We start from the raw sequence: 21,229 nt of genomic DNA on the forward strand, positions 1-21,229 counted from the left end.
GGAATAAGAACAACCCACAAATAAAACGGGGGCTCGGTTTCGAGCCCCCGTTTTTCTTTGCCAAGCCGACCGCTTAATCGTCGCGTTCGCGCTTGGGGCGTTTGTGCGCGACGCCTTTGTGGCAGTCGATGCAGGTTTCGCCGTTCTTTATACCTTCTTGCATTTTTTCACTGGAACGACGGCGCTGTTTTTCCCAGTGCATCGCTTCGAAGCTGTGACAATTGCGGCATTCGCGCGAATTGTTGGCTTTCATTTCCGCCCACACCCGTTCGGCCATGGCCAGGCGGTTGGCGTTGAATTTCTCCGGCGTGTCGATGGTTCCGAGTAGCTTGTGATAGAGCTCGTTGCTGGCCTTGATCTTGCGCCACAACTTGGCCCCCCACGGCTTGGGCACGTGGCAGTCGGAACAGATCGCGCGCACGCCCGATGGGTTGGAATAGTGCACGGTCTGTTTGTATTCCAGGTACACGTTGTCATGCATTTCATGACAGGAAATACAAAACTCCATGGTGTTGGTGTATTCCATGAAGGTGTTGAAGCCCCCCCAGAAAATCACCCCACCGAAACCGCCGACGATAAAAATAAGGCCAATGGAGAACCGTCGCGACGGGCTCCATAACCACTGCCAAAACTTACGTATCATTGATCGCTCACCTGAATGGATGCCCGCATTCGAAAAAGAAACTCCCCCTTGCCCGAAAGCAAGGGGGAGTTCTGAAAATCACTTCGTTTTCGGAAGCGTGACGCCATAGGCGAGAATGTCCGCCGCCACTTTCGGACCAAAGGCCCGCATGGCCGGCATGGTTTCCGCCGGTTGACCGTTCATGATCTTCTGCATGATTTCCCAAGGATTGCCGCTGCTCAATTCGCCAACGGTTTCTTCCATTTCCTTGGGCAAGGTACCGTCTTCGCCGTGACATTTGGCGCAAACGGTGTTGTAGATCGCAGCACCTTGAGCTGCATCGCCTTTGACCCCTTTGGTCGCATAGTCGATATAGTCGCGCATGTCGAACTGACCCTTGCTGACGAAGTTGGCCAGATCCATGTAATCCTGATCCGCCATCATGCCACCCATGCCATGGGTGTCATCCTTAATGATGGCGACGATCTTCGCCGGGTCGGCATTGGCCATGCCTTCCAACCCTTTGATGCCGGTGAGGTAAGAGCCTTTGGCGTATGCGCCGTCTTTGCCCTTCAAATCCCAACCGTGGCACGATTTGCAACGCCAGGTGACATCACCGGATTTTTTGGTGTTCGAAGCCGGCCATGCTTTGTGCGTGCCTTCCGGTTTTTTTGCCCCGATCACCTTGTACCACTTATCGTACAGCAAACCGCCGCGTGCGATGGACGATGCGTCTTCTGCCGTGGCCTTAGACACCGGCATGGCGACAATCATGAACGCAGCCGCAGCGCACGACAGAACGGCTGTCGTCATAACTTTCTTAAACATGGTGAACTCCCCTAATTCGGGCGTGATACGCCCAAAATTCAAACTCCCCCCCGCACGCAAACATGCAATGCGTAAGGCCCAAATCCGCCGAAGCGGCGCCTTTCTATCCCGAAACTGTCGGGTCGATTCCACGATTAACGATGACGCTAACCTCTCCCTCAGAAATCAACAAAATAATATTGTATTTATCGCCCGCAATCAACTCTTATTTATACGATTAACTGGACCGCTCTACTTATAATGGATTTTCCGTGAACAACTCGCTACTCGAAAAGGGCCGTTATGTTTACAGGAAACCTTCGCCATCCTCGTCGGGCGGCGGCAAAAACGTATTGTCGTCGGCGTTGAACAAATCGTCGACATAGGAAAACTCTTTGCGCAGACCGCTACGCGCCAACAGCTTGCGCTGCACCGGTTCGGGGAAATCGTTGAACATGATCACACCGCGTTCGATCAGCACGTTGATCAAATCTTCGATGACACGGATCAGGCCAAGATCCGATTCCATCAATTCGCGTTGCGCACGTTGTTCGGGACTATCGGCGGACAGGAAACGCCCGAGTTCCGGGTCGTTGGACCCGACCATTTCGCTGCCTTCGACCTCTTCGCTCAAAACGGCGATGATCCGCCCTTCGGCGTTACGCATCACATAAGGCATTTAGCATCCCCCTAACCAAATGGTTTCATTGTCCTTTATCACTCTAGCGATCCTGCGTGCCCATCGCAATCGCTGTTGTTTCCGTCATTGCCCCAAACTGATAACGCCAAACAATCCGTTTTCACCGACTTTGGTGTGAAATTCGTTTTCGATCACATGACCGTATCGACCGCGTTTGGTGTCGCGGCGGGTGTCGGTTTTGCGTGGCGGATTGACCGCTATGGGGGATGGGTCGAGATCGAACACCACGTCGTCGAACGTCATCGCGTCCCAGGACGGCGAAGGCCATGCTACGGCGGTGAAGCGATAGGCGCCGTCGTGACAGCTTGCGACGGTCCAAAAGAACCCCTTCGACGACAACTCGGTGCCCACGGCGGGTGGACCGAACACACCGTCGCGTTCGAGCGCCGATACGACGCGGGTGGCGTCTGCGTCGCTCAAAGTCCGGCTGGCGGTTTTCGCCCGCCATGGATTGAGCAAATCGTTGAATGTGCCAACACTGCCTTGGGTGATATCCACGGCCTCGGTCACGCCGACGTTCAAACGCTGATCCGCCGCGCCCCACTCATAGGTACGGACCTGTTCCGTATAGACGCCGTTATAGACCAAGCGATATCGGTTCGCCGCACCGGGGCCACACGTGGCGCGAATGTCGCCGCCTTCCATATAGGAAAACCAGCTGAGTTTACCCATCACCGGATTGTCGGTGGTTCCTTGCGAGGCGCAAGCCGACACCAAACCTGCAACAGCACCGGTGACCAGCAAGCCGAGCGCGAGTTTAATCGGCTTCGATGATTTCAAAGTCATGAGTGATCTCCGCTGTTTTCCCGAGCATGATGGACGCCGAGCAGTACTTTTCCGCCGACAGCGAGATCGCGCGCTGCACGCGCTGCGGGTCGAGGCCACGACCGGTGACCTTGAAGTGCACATGCATGCGCACGAACACCTTGGGTTCCGTATCGGCGCGTTCGGCGGTGATTTCCGCAACGCAAGCAGTGACGTCCTGGCGAGACTTTTCCAAGATGTTCATCACGTCGATGGAGGTGCACCCGCCCATGCCCACCATCAACATTTCCATGGGCCGGATGCCGCGATCCTGACCGCCGAAATCGGGCGAGCTATCCATAATCACGCTGTGGCCGCTATCGGGCGTACCTTCGAATGCACGCCCGCCCAACCACTTGACTTCTGCCTTCATGTGAATTCCTCAGTGAATCTCAAACCAGACTTCACCATAGCAAATCCACACGCCCTTGGGGTTGATTATTGTGTGACGGACGATTGTCTCAAGGCAGGTCGAACATCACCACTTCCGCAGCGCTCAACGCCGTGATCTTCAATGCCGTTTCTTGGTTGATCGCCGCCGATCCGCGTTCCGGCACACGCACGCCATTGATTTCGATTTCACCGCGCGCGGGCACCACGTATGCCCGTCGTCCGGGTTCGAGCGACACCTCGTAGGTTTCCCCCGTGTCCATCACCGCCGCCAGAAACGCCGCGTCTTGATGGATGAACAGCGCGTCCTCGTGCTCACGTCCATGGCGGCCCGACACCAGCGTCACGAACCCGTCGCTGACGCGGTCGCGATCGAAGGTGCGGGTGTCCCAGCGCGGCTGGTGTCCGATCTCGTCGGGTTCGACCCACACCTGAAACAGATCCAGATCTTCGCCTTCGAGATTGAACTCGGCATGACGAATGCCGGTGCCGGCGCTCATCACCTGGACCTGTCCGGCGGCGGTGCGGCCACGATTGCCGAGGCTATCTTCGTGACTGACCGCGCCGCGCCGCACATAGGTGACGATTTCCATGTCCCGGTGGGGATGGGTGGGAAATCCCGTGCCGGCCTTGATGTGATCGTCGTTCCACACCCGCAAGGGCCCAAAGCCCATGCGGTCGGGATCGTAATAATCGGCGAAGCTGAAGTGATGACAGGCCTTCAGCCAGCCATGGTCTTGATGACCGAAGTCTTCGAAAGGCGTCACCTTGATCATATCCATCTCCTTCGCGGTTTATGCGGCAAGCTTCACCGCCAGTTGCGCCACATGCGCGCCCTGGGCGTGGGCAATAGCCAATTCGTTTTGCGACGGGGTTCGGCTGCCGTCGCCCTTGGCGATGGTGCTTGCGCCGTAAGGCGTGCCGCCCGACATTTCATCGGTGTTGGAGAGTTCAGCCACCGAAAACGGCACCCCGGCGACCACCATGCCATGATGCAGCAAAGTGGTATGGAAAGACGTGATGGTGGTTTCCTGGCCTGCGTGCTGAACTGCGCTGGAGGTAAACACCGAACCGACCTTGCCGATCAACGCACCCTTCATCCACAGGCCACCGGTTTGGTCGAGAAAACTGCGCATTTGCGCCGACATGTTGCCAAAACGCGTCGGCGTACCGAAAATGATGCCGTCGTAATCGGCCAACTCGTCAGGCGTCGCCAACTCTGCCGCCTGCTCGATTTTCATTCCTGCCGCCGCCATCGCATCGTCCGTCATCAATTCCGGGATGCGCTTCAGCGTAACCTCGACGCCCTCGACGCTTTTGGCGCCTTCGGCGATGGCTGAAGCCATCGTTTCGATATGTCCGTAAGAGCTGTGGTACACGACCAAAATCTTATTCATCGCTAAATCTCCATGTCAGGGGGTGATCTGTGCCCTCACGATATGAGACCCTCAACAGGTAGACAATTATGCTATTTTGAACAATACTGTTTCGAATAAGGAAACAGTACTTATGGACATTCTTTCCGCCATGCGGGCTTTTGTCGCCACTGTAGATATGGGTAGCTTTTCTCAGGCGGCACACGAATTAAACACCACCAAGGCCACCGTCTCGAAACAAGTGGCGGCCTTGGAAGACCATTTGCGGGTACGCTTGCTGCACCGGACCACCCGCAAGCTGAACCTGACCGACGAAGGCCGCGTCTATACCGAGCGCGCACGGCGCATCCTTGAGGACGTGACAGATGCCGAAGACGCCGTATCACCACTCGGCGCGGAACCGCGTGGGCGGCTGCGTATCAGCGCCCCGCACACTTTCGGTGCGATGCATCTGTCCGAAGCCTTGGCGGCGTTCATCGAGCGCTATCCGTTGATCCATCTGGACATCGATTTTTCAGACCGGCTGGTCAACCTTGTCGATGAGGGTTTCGACGCGGTGATCCGTATTTCCCGTTTGCAAGATTCAACCCTCATCGCGCGGCGCATCGCACCAGTGACCATGACCTTGTGCGCCGCGCCGAGCTATTGGCAAAAACACGGAAAACCATCCCACCCTAAAGATCTGCGGCATCACAAAGGCGTTATATATGCGTATTTGAGCACCCCTGGCGAGTGGTCGTTTCGCGATGCGGGCAAGCTCATCCACATTAAAATCGGCGGCAACTTGACCACCAACAACGACGTGGTGATCCGATCCGCCGCGATGCAAGGGGTGGGGATTTTCTATGGCCCCTCGTACATCGTCAGCAAGGAACTCAGCCAAGGTACGCTGGAAACGGCTTTGGAGAGCTTTAACGACGACCCGCTCAGCGTTTATGCACTCTATCCATCGAACAAGAATCTTTCGCCGAAAGTGCGGGCGTTCATCGATTTTCTGGTTGAGTGGTTTCGCCATACCCCACATTGGAGCGCACTAGCGCAAGACGACTGATCATATGATGATAAACGCCCGATCTTTTCCCTTTCTTCCCGCTGAGTACGTGCCTATATGTGAGGTGGTGCTGGGGATTCGCGAAGAAGGACTGTGATGAAGGGGCATCATTGACGTTATGGGCAACCACGAACCGGACGATTTTTCAATTTCCAGGGCAACGCAAATCGAAACGCCACAGGTAGACCTGCCGGTTCCCTTGAACGGCCGAAACTATTGTGGCGAGCTGGATATCCGCATCGATCGCGCCGGAAAGTGGTATTACAACGGCTCCCCGATCGGACGAAAAGTGATGGTCGGCTTGTTCGCATCGCTTTTGATGCGCGCAAAAGACGGCGTGTATTGGCTGGTCTCCCCGACCGAGATGGGACGCATCGACGTCGAGGACGCGCCTTTTGTCATCACCCACATGTCGACCAAGAACCAAGGCGAAGACCAAACCATCGAATTTTGCACCAACGTAGACATCTCGGTGACCGTTTCGGAAGATTGCCCGATCCTCATGAAGCCCAGCCCATTGACCGGCGAAATGACCCCTTACGTGGTGATGCCCGGAAACATCGACGCACGCATCGAACGCGCGGTATACTATGATCTCGTCGATCTCGGCGTGATCATGGATTTTGGTGATGAAGAAATTTTCGGTGTCTGGAGTTCGTGTTCCTTTTTCCCGCTCGGCTCGTTGCAAGACACCGACGCGTGAGCGAGGGAAGCCGACGCCTTGACGATTATGCTTGAGCGCGATTGGATCACCCAGCGCCTTTCCAACTCCACTCCCTCCCACGAACGCGGCGATCACGACCTCAATCCCGGTTTTCGTCCCGACCCGCCGCTACGACCCGCCGCCGTTCTGGTCGGCCTGGTCGACCATGGCGACGGCCTGACCGTTCTGCTGACCCGGCGCACCGACCACTTGGAACATCACCCCGGCCAAGTCAGTTTTCCCGGCGGCCACATTGAACACCACGACGACGATGCCGTCGCCGCCGCGCTTCGCGAAACCGAAGAAGAAATCGGCCTGCCCGCAACGCATATCGAAATCATCGGAACGCTCGATACTTACATCACCCGCACCGGCTTCGAGGTTACACCCGTGGTGGCGATGATCGAGCCGCCGTTCGACCTCACCCCCGACCCTCATGAAGTGGCCGAGGTGTTCGAAGTTCCCTTGGACTTTTTGATGGATCCCGCCAACCATCAACGCCATGAGCGTGAATTCGAAGGCATTAAACGATTCTTTTACGCCATGCCATATCGCGGCTATTTCATATGGGGCGCGACGGCGGGCATGATCGTCGATCTGTACCGGACCCTGAGCGGCAGACCTCTAACACCCCCCATAGACGAAACAAGCCCGACCTGATAAGCCTTGAGGCAACCACAGCAAAGGTCTCAAACCTGACGAGGGGAACCCATGGTTCGCATATTTCTAACCTATATTTTACCGTTGATCCTGCCGACGGTATTGTATTTCGCCTGGACGCTGTGGGTGCGCAAACAAGTCGAACGCCATCGCGCCCAAGCACAGGCCGAAGGCGTCGAGGGTGACCACACCGATCCCGCCGACTACGATATCAAAACGCCCTGGTTCAGGCTCATTTTGGCGGGCGTGGTTTTGATGATCGTGGGACTGGTCATCTCGGTCTTCTTTGGCCCCAAAAACGCGCCGGACAGCGTCTACCAGCCGCCCCGTATGCAAGGCGACACCATCGTACCCGGCCAATACGTGCCCAAATCGAAGTAAGACCCGAGCAAAGGCTGCATCTTTGGAACCAACCGGACTCATCGCCCCACAGCCTTGGATGACAGCGCCGGAAACGCGCGCCGTGATGTCCGCCTTTCACGCTGCCGGTGCCGAAGCGCGTTTCATCGGCGGGTGCGTGCGCGATGCGGTGCTGAAACGCCCAGCCAAAGACATCGACATCGCCACCCCCGAGGAACCGGAACGAGTCCTGGAAATTCTCGAAGACGCCGACATCCGCGCCATTCCAACCGGCCTAAAACACGGCACCATCACCGCCGTGGTTGGCACCCAACACTTCGAAATCACCACCCTACGCGTCGATGTGGAGAATTACGGCCGCCACGCCAAAGTCGCGTTCACCGACGATTGGACCCAAGACGCGGCACGGCGCGACTTCACCATCAACGCCATGTCCTGCGACGAGCACGGCAACGTCTACGATCCATATGAAGGTCTGGAGCACCTGGGTAACGGCTGGGTGCGCTTCGTCGGCGAAGCCGAACAGCGCATCAACGAAGACGTCTTGCGGTTGCTGCGGTTTTTTCGATTTTATGCCCAATACGGCAAACCGCCGATCAATCTTGCGGCGTTGCGTGCGTGCCGCAAGCTGGCCTACCGCCTGCCGGAACTGTCCGGTGAACGCGTGCGCGGCGAACTCTTTCGCATCCTCATGGCGCCCAATCCCGCCGACACCATCACCTTGATGCGCGGTGAAAAGGTTTTGCCTTTCATTTTGCCCGAGGCCGGAGACGTCGGCCGGCTGCGCATGCTGGCGTGGCTTTTGGAACGCGCGGTGAAATTCGACGACATCGACGTCGATCCGGTTCGCCGACTGGCCGCGCTTGTCAAACCTGAACTGACACCGGACGAGCTTGTCGCTCTCAGTGAGCGTTTGAAATTTTCCAACCGTGAACGCAAGCATCTCATCGCCATATGTGCGCCCACCCCCATCATCCATGTCGACATGAGCGACAAAGACGTGCGTCTAGCCTGTGCCAAGGTTGGCGCAAACATAGTCGTCGATCGCGCGTTGCTCAGTTGGTCGGGGGAATTGGCCTTGGAAGCTCACCTTCCGCCTGCGCGGACGGAAAGCTGGCGACGCCTGATTGAAACCGCACGCGACAGCCATTTGCCTGCCTTCCCGTTGAAAGGCCGCGATGTCCTGGACAGGGGCGTCGCCCATGGTCCGGATGTTGGACGCTTGCTCAAGCAAGTCGAAGCGTGGTGGCGGGAACGCGACTTCCGTCCCGACCGCACGGCCTGTCTGAACAAACTGAGCGAATTGCTCGAACCCCACCCGTAAGGGCCGGTTTCCGTTCCCGCCGTTCTCGCAAACTTGCCCACCGAGCCACCCGCCGGGGCACAGAGCACGTTTTCCGATTTTTCCAAAACCACACCTCAAGGGTGGTGTTTTTAGCAGTTGCAGCATTTTTTGGCGTTGAATTTAATCCGTGTATTTACACTCAATCATGCTTCCAGTGGCGGTGTCGAGCCGTTTTTCAGGCATCTAAAAACTGCACGCCGAATATAATAAAAATATAATATTTTGTGCAGTCGCAGCATTTTATGCCGCCTTTTTGGGTAGCACCAACCCCCACGACCTTGTAGTAGCGCAACATGTACTTTTTATTGTATTTATAATTACTGATTATTATTTAAATGAGATCTAACTAATACATGGATAATACTAATATTACTTAGTTGTAATATTAAGGCATTCTAATGTGACTTGCCCGCACGACACACCCGATTGGGCCCGGTTGGGTATGTTTGCACCATGAAGCAAGAGGGAGCGAAAGCCTATGTCACCAGACCGCCGAAAGCGCAGCCCCTTCCCTTGGATCCGCACCATCATGGCGGTCGGCGTGGTCGGCGCATTGATCGTGCTGGGTGGGCAGATGCTGGAACATGAACGTCGTGGCGGCGAAAGCCCCATGACCGAAAGCGGACCGCGGGTGCCGAACGCGGTTTTCCCCACCGACACCTTCGCCGGTAAGGACATCGCCCAACCGATCAACTATTCGCATAAGCTGCATGCGGGCGACTTGGGCATCAATTGTCTGTACTGCCACACCTACGCCCGCCGCTCCAAAGTCGCAGGCATCCCCCCGACCTCAAAGTGCATGGGTTGTCACACCGCCGTCGCAACGGCGGATGATAAGCCGGAAATCGCCAAGCTGTCCGCCATGTGGGAAAGCGGCCAAAGCCCGGCGTGGAACAAGGTCAACGACATGCCGGACTTCGTGCACTTCAGCCACGAACGCCACCTACAAAAATTCCTGTTCGACAACCCCGACATGAACATCCAGGACTCCCGCGAAGTCTGCGCCATGTGCCACGGCGATATGGTCGAGGTCGGCGTGGCGAAGAAGATGCGCCCATTGACCATGGGATTTTGCAATACCTGTCACGAAAACAACGATGGCCCGGCGGATTGCACCCGCTGCCACAAGTAAGGAAAGGTGAGAGATCATGCCGACAAAAATTGATCGCAGAAGCTTCCTGAAAGTGCTCGGCCTCGGCGGTGCGGGCGCAGCGCTAGCGGGATGCGACCGCCCCTCGTACGCCACATTGGAAGAAGGCGAAGAACAGGTCTTTTCCTATCTCGCCCCCGAAGAATACGTGGTCCCCGGTATCGGCGTTTGGTACGCGTCGACCTGCCTGCAATGCCCCGCCGGATGCGGTGTGCACGGCCGCGTGCGCGAAGGCCGCGCGCTTAAACTCGAAGGCAATCCGGACACCGCTCTAAACAAGGGTAAGCTCTGTCAAATGGGCCAAGCCGCCCTGCAAACCCATTACAATCCCGATCGCATCACTAAGCCACGCATCGGCGACCAAGAGGTTACCTGGCCCGAAGCCCTGGCCCATATTCAAAGCAAAAGCGGCGGCGCGACGGCGTGGCTGACCGGCGCAATCAGCGGCCATCAGGCGGTCTTGCTCGACACCCACCTGCACGCCCGCGACGGCGGTGGAAAGCACTACGCCGTCGAAACCGTCAACGCCCAAGCCTGGCAAGCGGCATGCGCCGACACCATCGGCGACGCCCGGCCCGAGCTGCACATCGACAAAGCCAATTCGGTTTTGTCGTTCGGCGCGGACTTCTTAGGCACATGGATATCGCCGGTCAAGTTCATGGCCGATTACGGCGCCTTTCGCTCAGCGCCGCGCGGCGTTCTGACCGTGATCGAACCCGCCATGACCTTAAGCGGCGCAAACGCCGACCATTGGGTCGCGGCACGGCCGGGATCGGAAGCCGCCGTCGCATTGGGCGTAGCCTATACACTTGCCAGTGAATACGGCGTCTCTACGTCCGCTTTGCCATCCGGCGCGGCGGACGCCATCGCCAACATGACACCGGACCGCGTCATGGAGCTTTCCGGCGTCGAAGCCCAAACGCTTTCGAAAATCGCCGCCACGTTGATGAGCAACAGCCCATCCTTGGTGATCGGCGACGGCCGCTATGAAACGGCCGCCGCAGCAATGGCGTTGAATATGATGCTCGGCAACATTGGCGCAACCATCACCCCCGGCGTGGACCTGGTCCCAGCGGACCTCGCGATGCGCAACGGCTCGACCAAAGCCTTGGCCGACTTCGCCGCCGATGCGCTGGCCGGGCGCATTGACAGCGTTTTCATCACCGGGGCAAACCCAGCGTTCACCGCTTCTGGCGGCCTGAAAATCAAAGACGCGTTGGCGAACATCCCGCTCAAAATTGGGGTTTCGATGTTCGAAGACGAAACCACGCAACTTTGCGACGTGGTGTTGCCGCTGGCCTCGCCGCTGGAAGATTGGGGCACTCATGTCCCCAGCAGCGGTGCGGGACGTGGCGAGATTCATGTGCAACAGCCATTGATGGAAAAGCTGCATCCCGAGACCTTGGGTCTTGGCGACATCTTGCTCGGCCTGGCGCAAGACGCGGGCGCGGATGGCCTTGCGGATTTCGAAGATTATTACGGTTATCTGCGCACCGCCGTCAGCGCGCTGATCGGCACCGACCAGGAAACCGCATGGCAGGCCGTTTTGCAGGCCGGTAAAGTTCAAGCCCCGTCCGGTGAGCGCGCGTTCACCGCCAACGGCGCCTTGAATATTCAGATCGCCGACACCCAAGCGCCAAGCGCCGGGCAACTGACGCTGATCACCACCGCGCGACAAGGCCTGTACGACGGCCGCCACGCCAACCTACCGTGGCTGCAGGAAGCACCCGATCAGATTTCCAAGGCGGTGTGGGACAGTTGGGCAGAGATCCATCCCAAAACCGCCGCCGGTTTGGGATTGAAGGATGGAGATTACATCACCATCACCTCGTCCGCCGGGGCCATCACCACCCGGGTGTTTTTATATAAGGGCGTCCATCCCGACGCCATCGCCGTGCCGATGGGACGCGGCCACACACATTATGGCCGCTACGCCACCGGGATCGGCGTCAATCCTTTGAGCGTTCTGGACGGAACTCAGGATGTCCGCACCGGCGAGTTCCTCGCCACCGCATCCGTACGCGTCCAAGCCACCGGCGACAATCGTCATCTGGTGCGCTTGATGGACGTCGATCAACAATATGGGCGCAAGCTCGCGGTAACCATTTCCGCAGATCAGCATCGCCGCAACCAGACCAACAACCAGGGGAGTGCCTGATCATGCCATCGCTTCTGGGAAACATCTTCAAAGGCTGGACCGACTATTCCAAAGGCGTCGAGGAAGGCGGTCACCACGAATACGAACACATGTACGCCATGGTCATCGACCTGGACCTGTGCACCGGCTGCAACGCGTGTTCGACGGCGTGCTATGCGGAAAACAATCTTGCCGTGGTCGGTGAAGATAAATTCGGCGCGCGCCAAGCGATGCACTGGATGCGGATTGAGCGTTATTTTGACGAACCCGACCTCGACAAAACAGAGGCCACAACCGACGCAGACACCCAATCGCGGGGCGCGTCGTTCCTGCCGATGATGTGCCAGCATTGCAACGCTGCGCCGTGCGAGCCGGTGTGTCCGGTGGGCGCCACCTATCACACGGTCGATGGTCTCAACGCTCAGGTCTACAACCGTTGTATCGGTTCGCGGTACTGCGCCAACAACTGTCCGTTCCGGGTACGATATTTCAATTTCTACGACAATGCTGAAAGCTGGCCCGCGCCGATGGACCAACAACTCAATCCCGACCTGTCGGTACGTTCGAAAGGCGTGATGGAAAAATGTTCCATGTGCTTGCAGCGCACCCGCGCGGCGCGCGACACCGCCAAGCGCGAAGGACGTGAGCTCAAAGACGGCGACATCCAGACCGCCTGTCAGCAGACCTGTCCGACCTCCGCCATCTTGTTCGGCGACTTGCTGGATGAAGACAGCGCCATCTCCAAGGTGTGGAAAAATCACCAAGTCAAATTGGGCACCTACAAACAAGACAAAGAGAACCCTGAGCTGCGCGGTTATCGCATTTTCGAAGAGCTCAACGTCGACACCAAGGTTCTCTATCTCGAACGCGTCAGGGAGGTCTAAGGAATGTCCGCACAACAAAGCCTCGCTCACAAGCACCTGACCCAAGAGCAAACAAAAGACATCGATGAAAACATCGAATGGGCGAAGATCAACGCCGACGTCTTGCGCTCGATGGAAAATCCGCGCCGCGGCTATTGGGTCGCGATGTTCATATCAGTCGCGTTGTTCAGCGTGATGATCTACGCCGAGGTCCACCAATACATGTTCGGTATGGGTGACGCCGCGCTCAACACCTCGCACATGTGGGATCTGTATATCTCGACCTTCGTGTTTTGGATCGGCATGAGCCACTCGGGCACTTTGCTGTCGGCGATCTTGCATCTGGTTCACGCCGATTGGCGCAAGCCGATCTACCGTTTCGCCGAAGCCATGACCACGTTTTCGTTGCTGACGGCGGGCATCTTTCCGGTCATCCATTTGGGCCGGGTGTGGAACTTCTATTGGGTGATGCCCTACATGTCCGATCGCGGATTGTGGCCAAACTTCCGCTCGCCGCTGATTTGGGACGCCTTCGCCATCACGGCCTATCTGACCAGTTCGGTGCTATTTTTGTACATCGGCATGATCCCCGATCTGGCGATTTGCCGCGACAACGCCAAGGGCTGGCGTAAAAAGCTCTATACCTGGCTGTCGCTTGGCTGGCGTGGCGATGATGCGCAATGGCGCAACTTCCGCTTCACTTATTTGATGATCGCGTGCCTACTGATCCCGTTGGCGGTGTCGGTGCATTCGATCGTGTCGATGGACTTTTCCATGTCGATCATGCCCGGCTGGCACGTTACCACATTCCCACCCTACTTCGTCGCGGGCGCGCTGTATTCGGGCTGTGCGGCGATCATCACGCTGTTCATCTTGTTGCGCTACTTCTTCAAGTTCGAACACTTCATGACCTTCCCGATCCTCGACAAGGTCTGCAAACTGACCTTCGTCATCGCCATGGTGTGGACGTACTTGAACTTGGTCGAATTCGCATCCGTCTGGTACGGCCACGACATTCCTTCCAAGGAAGTTTTGATCGCCAAGGCCACCGGCCCGTATTCGCCGTTCTTCTGGGGCATGATGGTGTTCGGCTCGGTGTTGCCGTTCGCGCTGCTCAGCCAGTGGGTCCGGCGCAACATGTATGTGCTGTTCTTCGTCTCGGTGTTTCTCAACGTCGGCATGTGGTTGGAACGGTGGATGATCGTCACGCCGACCCTGTCGATGGGCTATCACCCGCAAGCGTTCAACATCATGTGGCCGGGCTGGGTCGAATGGGCCATGGTCGGCGGCAGCTTCGGCTGGTTCGGCATGCTGTTTTTGGTGTTCGTCAAAGTGTTCCCGTCGGTGTCCATGTATGAAGTCAAGGAGATGGTCTATCACCGCAAACGCACCGTCTATGAAGACGTCGACGAAATGATGGAACTTCATTCCGGCGTGCCGGGCCCCGCGCCGAACGGCGTGCCCGCACCGCAAAGCACGGGAGGGGCATGACATGGCCAACCATCACAAAACGCTTCGCATCAAAACCAAGCGCGTACTGGGCCTGTTCGGCGACTTCGACGAAGCCTTCGAGGTAATCGCCGACATCCGCCGCTACAAAGTCCCGGGACTAACCGTCGACGACGTGACCTTGAAGTCGCCCATCGAACACCCGGAAATCGAAGACGTGTTGGGTGAGCGTCCGAGCAACGTGCCCAAGTTCGCCTTTTGGGGCAGCCTGTTCGGTTTGGTGTTCGGCTTTTTGTTCCTCGCCAGCGCGCAGGCCAACTTCCTGGCGCAACCCTCGGGCGGCAAGCCGATCATCACCATTCCGTCCAACATCGTGTTGGCCTACGAAATGATGATCTTGTTCGGCGTGCTGTCGACATTGGCGGGCTTCATCATCGGCGCCAAGCTGATGCGCCGGCGCCAAGGTCTTTACGACACCGCCATCACGGTGGACCAGATCGGCATCGTCATCGAGGTCGCCGACGAGCAGGAGCAACCTTTGAAGGACCTGTTCACCAAACACAACGTCATCGAAGTGCACGAGGAGTCCATCGCATGAACTTGCCCCTTCGCACTTTATATAGTGTCGCCTTCACGTGCGTTGCGGTCGCGTTGAGCACCGCCGACGCCCAGGCATGGCCGTGGTCCAACGACATGATGAACCAGAGCTCGATCAAGCCCCAAGAAAAGATCACGCCGTTCCCGGCCCGTTCGGTGCCCGTAACCGGCATTCCGTCGGCCGCGTGGGAAGACCGCGAAGCCACGACTGATTTGAAAAACCCCCATTCACCAACGCCGGGGTCGCTGAAAACCGGCAAGGTTCTGTTCCAGATCTACTGCGCGGCGTGTCACGGCCTGAGCGGACGGGCGGAAAGCGAAGTCGTCAAACGCGGCATGCCCGCCAACGACCTGACCGACGACTACGTGCAAAGCGAGCTTACGGAAGGTTGGATATTCGGCACCATCACGTTCGGCAGCGCGGTGATGCCGCCTTATGGGCGGGCCGGCGATCAAAACGACGAAGCCCGCGGGTCCAATGATCTCAGCGTCGACGAGCGCTGGCACGTCGTCAACTACGTCAAACACCAGCTCCGCGCGGACGCCGTGGCCGCAGGCCCGCTGCCCGAAGACGCCGAAGAACCGACCCAAGGGGAGAACTGATCATGGATGATTTCGGCAGCTGGTCGGTTCTGACCACGAATTTCCTGGTTGTGCTCTATCTGGCCCTGGGTGGCGCGATCTTTCCGGTGATCTTGCATCTGGCGGGCGCGACCCGCTGGCGCCGCCAAGTGGGCTTTCTCGCCGGAACCTGCACAGCGCTGTTTCCCATCGCGTTCGTGCTGTTGATCATATTGCTGGCCAACGGCGAAATGACCTTTCCGTGGCTGAAATACGCTCACGAAACGGGCGCGCATTTGGGCGGCTGGCACAATTACCGTTTTTTGGTCGCACGTGAAGTCATCGGCTTTTTGATCGTCGCCGGGCTCAGCGTCGCGGCGATCCGCTGCCAGTATCTGGCCGAAGCGCAACCCGAGCAACACCGCCCGGCGCGTTTCAACACCTTGGCGGTGCTGATGCCGTTTGCGTACGTCATCTACGGCACCATGGTGGCGTGGGATTTTGAAATGACCTTGCAGCCGGGCTGGCATTCGGCCAGTTACGGCGCGTATCAGTTCCAAAGCGCGTTTCATGGCTTCCTCGGATTCTTCGCCATGATGCTGTATTTCCTCGACCGATCGGACCGCTTGACCCGCCCGTTCGAGCCCAAGATCTTCAACTACATGGCCCAGTTCATCCTCGCCATGAGCATCATGTGGGTCTACTTCTATTACACCCAGTATCTGGTCATGTGGTACGGGCGTCTGCCCAACGACATGGAACGCTATTGGCGCATGATCGACGAAGGCTACCTGCTCATCGGCGTGGTGTTCTTGATCCTGAAATTCGTCATTCCGTTTTGCGTGTTCTTGTTCAAACGCAACCGCCACAATCCGTTCATCATCATGCTGATGGGCTTTAGCGTGATCCTCGGCACGTGGATCGAACGCTACGTGTGGATTTCAGGTTCCGTCGCCAGCGACCTCTACCACATCCCGCTGTCCAATGCCTTCGATCTGGCCGTTACGGTCGGAATCATGGGCATCAGTTGGCTGGCGGTGGCGTGGGCGTTGATGAATTGGTGGCTGATCCGCCACGAAGCCTAAAACCGCAAGTTTGGGGAGCGCCCTGTTTGGGGAGGGCGAGAAAGGAGGGGACTGTAAAAGGTCTCCTCCTTTTTTTTATGTGTTCTACAGGCCGTCGGTTTGCCGCAACGCCTCGCCCAGCACCATCGCCGCCGCCACGGCGATGTTCAGCGATCGCGCCCCAACGGCCATGGGGATGGTGACGCGGGCGTCCACGGCGGCGTGAACGTCGTCGGGCACGCCTGCACTTTCAGAGCCCAGCAGCAGCACGTCGCTGGGCTGAAAACGGAAATCCGTGTACCGAACGGCCCCTTTGGTGGTCAGCAGCACCAGCCGCCGCCCCTCTTCGACTTGACGTTTGGCGCGAAAGGTATCCCACGAAACGTGGCGCGTGACTTGGGCGAGGTCCAAATAATCCATGGCCGAGCGCTTCAAATGGCGGTCAGAAAACACAAAACCGCACGGCTCAACGATATCCGCGCCCACCTTCAAGCACGCGCAGGTCCGCAGTAGCGTGCCGGTGTTTTGCGGAATATCCGGTTGAAATAAGGCTAAGTTCATGATTTTTCAGCTTTGATCCATTCTATTTCGCACCCGCAAAGTTATTATATTAGAAAGCATTAATTTTTTTCCTTTTTTCTAGTGTGGATTTCTTATATACCGTTCCCGGACTCGGACGGCCTACAATTGTGGGCCGCCCCAGTTTTGCGTTTGGCAGGACGGCTGTAAGGACGGCGCATATGCGGTCCAAGGGCATCGAATAGGCTTCGAAACCCTGAAAACAAGCGGTCCGCCGCTACCTGTGCGTAGAGCCTGTGACCAAGGTCAGGAAAGGCGTCATCATGACGGATAACCCCACGAATAATCCTGAGGAAATGGACGGCGATCGTCGTGACTTTCTTCTGATTTCCACCACCGTCCTCGGCGTAGCTGGCGTTGCCGCTGCGGCTTGGCCGTTCATCCATTCCATCAACCCCGCCAAAGACGTGTTGGCACTGGCCTCGACCGAGGTGGACTTGTCCGCCATCGAAGAAGGCATGGCCATCACCGCCATGTGGCGCGGCAAGCCGGTTTTCATTCGCCATCGTACGGCGGAAGAAATTCAAGCTGCCGAAAGTGTCGATCTGGGCGAACTTCGCGATCCCCAAGCCGATGCAGACCGCGTTCAAAAGCCCGAATGGCTTGTGACCGTCGGCGTTTGCACGCACTTGGGCTGCATCCCGTCGGGCCAGGGTATCGGCGACACCCGTGGCGACTTCGGCGGTTGGTACTGCCCGTGTCACGGTTCGCACTACGACACCTCCGGCCGCATCCGCAAGGGTCCGGCGCCGTTTAACCTGCCCGTGCCGCCGTATGCCTTTACGGACGACACGATGATTGTGATTGGGTGAGGCCGGCTATGAAACGTACTCAAAGCTCGAACCGCTTGGTTCAATGGATCGACGACCGGCTGCCGATTTTCAGCTACGCCGATCATAACGTCATCGCGTATCCCACGCCGAAGAACCTGAACTACTGGTGGAACTACGGTTCCATCGCCGGCATCATCTTGGTGATTATGCTGGTCACGGGCATCTTCCTGGCGATGAACTATCAGCCGCACGCCGATGTGGCGTTCGCCAGCGTGGAACGCATCGTTCGCGACGTCAACTACGGTTGGCTGCTGCGCTATCTGCATATGAACGGCGCGTCGATGTTCTTCATCGTCGTCTACATTCACATGTTCCGCGGCCTGTACTTCGGTTCCTACAAGGCACCCCGCGAAATCCTGTGGATGGTCGGCGTGACCATTTACGTCGCAATGATGGCCACCGCCTTCATGGGCTACGTGCTTCCCTGGGGCCAGATGAGCTTCTGGGGCGCGACGGTTATCACCAACCTGTTCTCCGCGATCCCGCTGGTCGGCGATTACATCGTGACCTGGATCTGGGGTGGTTTCTCGGTCGACGTTCCGACCATCAACCGTTTCTTCGTGTGGCACTACCTGCTGCCGATGATCCTGGTGATGTTGGTTGTGGTCCACCTGTGGGCGTTGCACGTTCACAAGTCGTCCAACCCGTTGGGCATCGACATCAAAACCCCGCAGGACATGATGCCGTTCCACCCGTTCTACACGATCAAGGATCTGTACGGGTTGGGTCTGTTCATGATCTTCTTCCTGTTCTTCGTGTTCTTCTACCCGAACTTCTTCGGCGAAGCGGACAACTACATCCCGGCCAACCCGATGGTGACCCCGCCGCACATCGTTCCGGAATGGTACTTCCTGCCGTTCTACGCGATCTTGCGCGCAATCCCGGACAAACTGGGCGGTGTCGTGGTGATGTTCGCAGGTGTGTTGATCCTCTACGTTCTGCCGTGGTTGGACACCTCCAAGGTTCGCTCCGCGACCTTCCGTCCGATCTTCAGGCAGTTGTTCTGGATCTTCGTGCTGAACTGCATCCTGCTAGGCTATGTCGGTGCCAAATCGCCGGACGAAGAACTGCTTGGCATGTCCATGACGTACTGGGGTCGCATTGCGACGTTCTACTACTTCTTCCACTTCATGGTGTTGTTGCCGCTGGTCGGCAAGCTTGAGAAGCCCAAACCGCTTCCCAGCAGCATCTACGAAGAAGTGGCGAAAAAATGCCGCGCGAAGGAGGACTAATCCATGCGTAAACTTCTCATCACTGCTGCAATGGGCGTCAGCCTGGCCGTTTCCAACGTGGCATACGCCGCAGGCAACATGGTCAAACCCATTGATGTGAACTGGTCCTTCGAAGGCATCTTCGGCACCTTTGATCGCGAAGCGATCAAAAAGGGTGGGCAGATTTTCTTCGAAGTCTGCAATGCCTGTCATTCCATGAACCTGATGTCGTACCGCAACCTAGTCGACATCGGTTGGACGGAAGACGAAGCCAAGGAATTGGCGGCGAACTACGAAGTGCAAGACGGCCCCAACGAGGAAGGCGAGATGTTCATGCGTCCCGCACGCCTCTCGGACCGTTTCGTGTCGCCGTTCCCCAACGAAAAGGCTTCTCGCTTCGCCAACGGTGGCGCTTACCCGCCGGATCTGTCGGTGATCACCAAGGCGCGCGTCGGCGGCCCGGACTACATCTACAGCCTGCTCGTGGGCTACAAGGATGAAGCTCCCGAGCACGTCACCATGGCCGAAGGCACGCACTACAACGAGTACTTCCCCGGTCACCAGATCTTCATGGCTGCGCCGCTGTACGGCGAAACCGTGGAATTCCCCGACGGCACGTCGGTGGATCTGGATACCGAAGCCAAGTACATCGTCAACTTCCTCGCCTGGGCGGCCGAGCCCGAGTTGGAAGAGCGTAAATCCCTGGGCATCAAAGTGCTGTTGTACTTGATCGTGCTCACGGCCATGCTCTATGCACTCAAGCGCCGCATCTGGAACCGCATCTGCCTGGACGAATACACCCACGGCCCGTATGTGGACCAGTACCAGAAGGATCTGGACAAGCACAAAATGCCGGGCTAAGCCTCGCTCTTGCGCTCATGCAAAACCCCCGCTCTCGCGAGCGGGGGTTTTTCTTTGCCGCTCTAACTGGCTAAGCCATGAAAACCTATTCGGTCATCAGAATATGAACGTGGACGCCGACGCTGGCGGCAAGCGCGCGCAGGTCATAGCCGCCTTCCAAAACCGACACCACCTTGCCCTGACAGCATTGATTGGCGAGTCCGACCAGTTCCGCCGTGATCCAGGCGAAATCGCCGGTCTGAAGGCGTAAATGCGCCTGAGGGTCGCTTTCGTGAGCATCGAAACCGGCGGAGACGATCAGCAGTTCGGGATGAAACCGCGCCAGCTTGGGTAAAATGCGCGCCGACCATGCGGCTCTGAATTCGTCCGAGCCCGCACCGGGGGCGAGCGTCGCATTCACGACGTTGCCGTCGATCCCGGTTTCGCTTTCCAAGCCCGTATCCGGCCAACATGGATATTGGTGCGACGAGGCATAAAAATAATGCGGATCGTTTTCACAAAATGCCTGACTGCCGTTGCCGTGATGAACGTCGAAATCGACGATCGCGATGCGGGTCAGGCCATGTTCATGGCGTGCGTGCGCGGCAGCGATGGCGGCGTTGTTGAACAGACAAAAACCCATCGCCTGGTTTGGCTCGGCATGATGGCCTGGGGGGCGAATGGCGCAAAAGGCATTGCGCGCCAAACCGTTCATCACATCATCGACGGCTTCGCACGCCGCCCCCGCCGCGAAAAGCGCCGCTTCCACACTGCCCGTCGAAATGGCTGTGTCCGAATCCAAATACGCGACCCCCGATTGCGGCGCACAGCTTAAAATATAGTCGATGTGCGCTGACGAATGCACTCGTTCGAGCTGGGCGCGTGTCGCCTTCTTCGCCTGGGCGCGGACCAGGTCGGAATAGCGCTCGTTCTCCAACACCGACGCGATGGCGCGGTGGCGCAACGGGTGTTCCGGGTGATCGTCCCCCGTGTCGTGGTTTAAGCATGCCGGAGGTTGATAAAGAACAGTCGCCATGAAGATGATCCTTGTGGGCGGCATTGCCGCTGCATAGGTTCTGATTCTATCGTCTATCGCATGACGTCACAAACCCTATGTTGCAGTGCAG

At 57.6% G+C, this 21,229-nt stretch carries 24 protein-coding genes; 15 read left to right on the forward strand and 9 right to left on the reverse strand.

Annotated features, from left to right (window positions below; genetic code table 11):
* Positions 1-73: 73 nt before the first annotated feature.
* From VIN96_RS15210 to wrbA, 7 genes are all read right to left on the reverse strand, one after another.
* A complete protein-coding gene (locus VIN96_RS15210) occupies positions 74-643 on the reverse strand; it encodes a NapC/NirT family cytochrome c (RefSeq protein WP_331897320.1) in 570 nt (189 codons plus the stop codon).
* 78 nt (positions 644-721) lie between these two features.
* A complete protein-coding gene (locus tag VIN96_RS15215; protein ID WP_331897322.1) occupies positions 722-1,450 on the reverse strand; it encodes a c-type cytochrome in 729 nt (242 codons plus the stop codon).
* A gap of 286 nt (positions 1,451-1,736) precedes the next feature.
* Entirely contained in the window at positions 1,737-2,108 is a 372-nt protein-coding gene (locus VIN96_RS15220) for a hypothetical protein (protein WP_331897324.1), read from the reverse strand.
* 84 nt (positions 2,109-2,192) lie between these two features.
* Complete coding sequence (locus VIN96_RS15225) at positions 2,193-2,915, reverse strand: hypothetical protein (protein ID WP_331897326.1); 723 nt, start codon at positions 2,913-2,915, stop codon at positions 2,193-2,195.
* The gene (locus tag VIN96_RS15230) at positions 2,887-3,306 is read right to left on the reverse strand and encodes an OsmC family protein (protein ID WP_331897328.1); all 420 of its coding nucleotides are present in this window, start codon (positions 3,304-3,306) and stop codon (positions 2,887-2,889) included. Before VIN96_RS15230 ends, VIN96_RS15225 begins: the two co-directional genes overlap by 29 nt.
* A gap of 88 nt (positions 3,307-3,394) precedes the next feature.
* Positions 3,395-4,099, reverse strand: coding sequence for a pirin family protein (locus tag VIN96_RS15235; RefSeq protein WP_331897330.1), 705 nt, complete (start codon positions 4,097-4,099; stop codon positions 3,395-3,397).
* A gap of 18 nt (positions 4,100-4,117) precedes the next feature.
* Complete coding sequence (gene wrbA / locus VIN96_RS15240; RefSeq protein WP_331897332.1) at positions 4,118-4,720, reverse strand: NAD(P)H:quinone oxidoreductase; 603 nt, start codon at positions 4,718-4,720, stop codon at positions 4,118-4,120.
* 112 nt (positions 4,721-4,832) lie between these two features.
* Between wrbA and VIN96_RS15245 the strand changes: the two genes are divergently transcribed.
* The 12 genes from VIN96_RS15245 to VIN96_RS15300 all read left to right on the forward strand — a co-directional run bounded on the left by VIN96_RS15245 (position 4,833) and on the right by VIN96_RS15300 (position 16,660).
* Positions 4,833-5,750: a LysR family transcriptional regulator gene (locus VIN96_RS15245; RefSeq protein WP_331897333.1), complete on the forward strand. Its 918-nt coding sequence runs from the start codon at positions 4,833-4,835 to the stop codon at positions 5,748-5,750.
* A gap of 118 nt (positions 5,751-5,868) precedes the next feature.
* Positions 5,869-6,453, forward strand: a complete 585-nt coding sequence (locus tag VIN96_RS15250) for a DUF1285 domain-containing protein (RefSeq protein ID WP_331897335.1) — start codon at positions 5,869-5,871, stop codon at positions 6,451-6,453.
* 27 nt (positions 6,454-6,480) lie between these two features.
* The gene (locus tag VIN96_RS15255; protein WP_331897803.1) at positions 6,481-7,113 is read left to right on the forward strand and encodes a CoA pyrophosphatase; all 633 of its coding nucleotides are present in this window, start codon (positions 6,481-6,483) and stop codon (positions 7,111-7,113) included.
* A 51-nt stretch (positions 7,114-7,164) separates the two neighbouring features.
* Positions 7,165-7,494 carry a hypothetical protein gene (locus tag VIN96_RS15260; protein ID WP_331897337.1) on the forward strand — a complete coding sequence of 110 codons (330 nt, stop codon included), beginning with the start codon at positions 7,165-7,167 and terminating at the stop codon, positions 7,492-7,494.
* Between the two features lie 85 nt (positions 7,495-7,579).
* A complete protein-coding gene (locus tag VIN96_RS15265) occupies positions 7,580-8,797 on the forward strand; it encodes a CCA tRNA nucleotidyltransferase (protein ID WP_331897339.1) in 1,218 nt (405 codons plus the stop codon).
* Positions 8,798-9,296: 499 nt separating this feature from the next.
* Positions 9,297-9,950 carry a cytochrome c3 family protein gene (locus tag VIN96_RS15270; protein WP_331897341.1) on the forward strand — a complete coding sequence of 218 codons (654 nt, stop codon included), beginning with the start codon at positions 9,297-9,299 and terminating at the stop codon, positions 9,948-9,950.
* A 16-nt stretch (positions 9,951-9,966) separates the two neighbouring features.
* Positions 9,967-12,126, forward strand: coding sequence for a molybdopterin dinucleotide binding domain-containing protein (locus tag VIN96_RS15275; RefSeq protein WP_331897343.1), 2,160 nt, complete (start codon positions 9,967-9,969; stop codon positions 12,124-12,126).
* Positions 12,127-12,128: 2 nt separating this feature from the next.
* Entirely contained in the window at positions 12,129-12,989 is an 861-nt protein-coding gene (locus VIN96_RS15280; protein WP_331897345.1) for a 4Fe-4S dicluster domain-containing protein, read from the forward strand.
* A 3-nt stretch (positions 12,990-12,992) separates the two neighbouring features.
* Complete coding sequence (nrfD, locus tag VIN96_RS15285; RefSeq protein WP_331897346.1) at positions 12,993-14,459, forward strand: NrfD/PsrC family molybdoenzyme membrane anchor subunit; 1,467 nt, start codon at positions 12,993-12,995, stop codon at positions 14,457-14,459.
* A 1-nt stretch (position 14,460) separates the two neighbouring features.
* The gene (locus VIN96_RS15290; protein WP_331897347.1) at positions 14,461-15,015 is read left to right on the forward strand and encodes a DUF3341 domain-containing protein; all 555 of its coding nucleotides are present in this window, start codon (positions 14,461-14,463) and stop codon (positions 15,013-15,015) included.
* Positions 15,012-15,617 (forward strand): cytochrome c, encoded by a 606-nt coding sequence (locus VIN96_RS15295; protein WP_331897349.1) that lies wholly within the window; start codon positions 15,012-15,014, stop codon positions 15,615-15,617. Before VIN96_RS15290 ends, VIN96_RS15295 begins: the two co-directional genes overlap by 4 nt.
* Positions 15,618-15,619: 2 nt before the next feature.
* The gene (locus VIN96_RS15300; RefSeq protein WP_331897351.1) at positions 15,620-16,660 is read left to right on the forward strand and encodes a hypothetical protein; all 1,041 of its coding nucleotides are present in this window, start codon (positions 15,620-15,622) and stop codon (positions 16,658-16,660) included.
* An 84-nt stretch (positions 16,661-16,744) separates the two neighbouring features.
* Here the strand turns inward: VIN96_RS15300 and VIN96_RS15305 are convergent, their stop codons facing one another.
* A complete protein-coding gene (locus tag VIN96_RS15305) occupies positions 16,745-17,200 on the reverse strand; it encodes a tRNA (cytidine(34)-2'-O)-methyltransferase (protein ID WP_331897353.1) in 456 nt (151 codons plus the stop codon).
* 281 nt (positions 17,201-17,481) lie between these two features.
* Between VIN96_RS15305 and petA the strand changes: the two genes are divergently transcribed.
* From petA to VIN96_RS15320, 3 genes are read left to right on the forward strand one after another with little or no spacing between them, the layout of a single operon-like run.
* The gene (gene petA / locus VIN96_RS15310; RefSeq protein ID WP_331897355.1) at positions 17,482-18,030 is read left to right on the forward strand and encodes a ubiquinol-cytochrome c reductase iron-sulfur subunit; all 549 of its coding nucleotides are present in this window, start codon (positions 17,482-17,484) and stop codon (positions 18,028-18,030) included.
* A gap of 8 nt (positions 18,031-18,038) precedes the next feature.
* Positions 18,039-19,283 carry a cytochrome b/b6 gene (locus VIN96_RS15315; RefSeq protein ID WP_331897357.1) on the forward strand — a complete coding sequence of 415 codons (1,245 nt, stop codon included), beginning with the start codon at positions 18,039-18,041 and terminating at the stop codon, positions 19,281-19,283.
* Between the two features lie 3 nt (positions 19,284-19,286).
* Complete coding sequence (locus tag VIN96_RS15320) at positions 19,287-20,123, forward strand: cytochrome c1 (RefSeq protein ID WP_331897359.1); 837 nt, start codon at positions 19,287-19,289, stop codon at positions 20,121-20,123.
* An 85-nt stretch (positions 20,124-20,208) separates the two neighbouring features.
* On the opposite strand, the gene VIN96_RS15325 is transcribed toward VIN96_RS15320, so the two are convergent.
* On the reverse strand, positions 20,209-21,138 hold the full coding sequence (locus tag VIN96_RS15325) for a histone deacetylase family protein (RefSeq protein ID WP_331897361.1): 930 nt from the start codon (positions 21,136-21,138) through the stop codon (positions 20,209-20,211).
* Positions 21,139-21,229: the final 91 nt, after the last annotated feature.

It is taken from the genome of Magnetovibrio sp. (assembly GCF_036568125.1).
In the GTDB taxonomy this organism is placed as follows: domain Bacteria; phylum Pseudomonadota; class Alphaproteobacteria; order Rhodospirillales; family Magnetovibrionaceae; genus Magnetovibrio.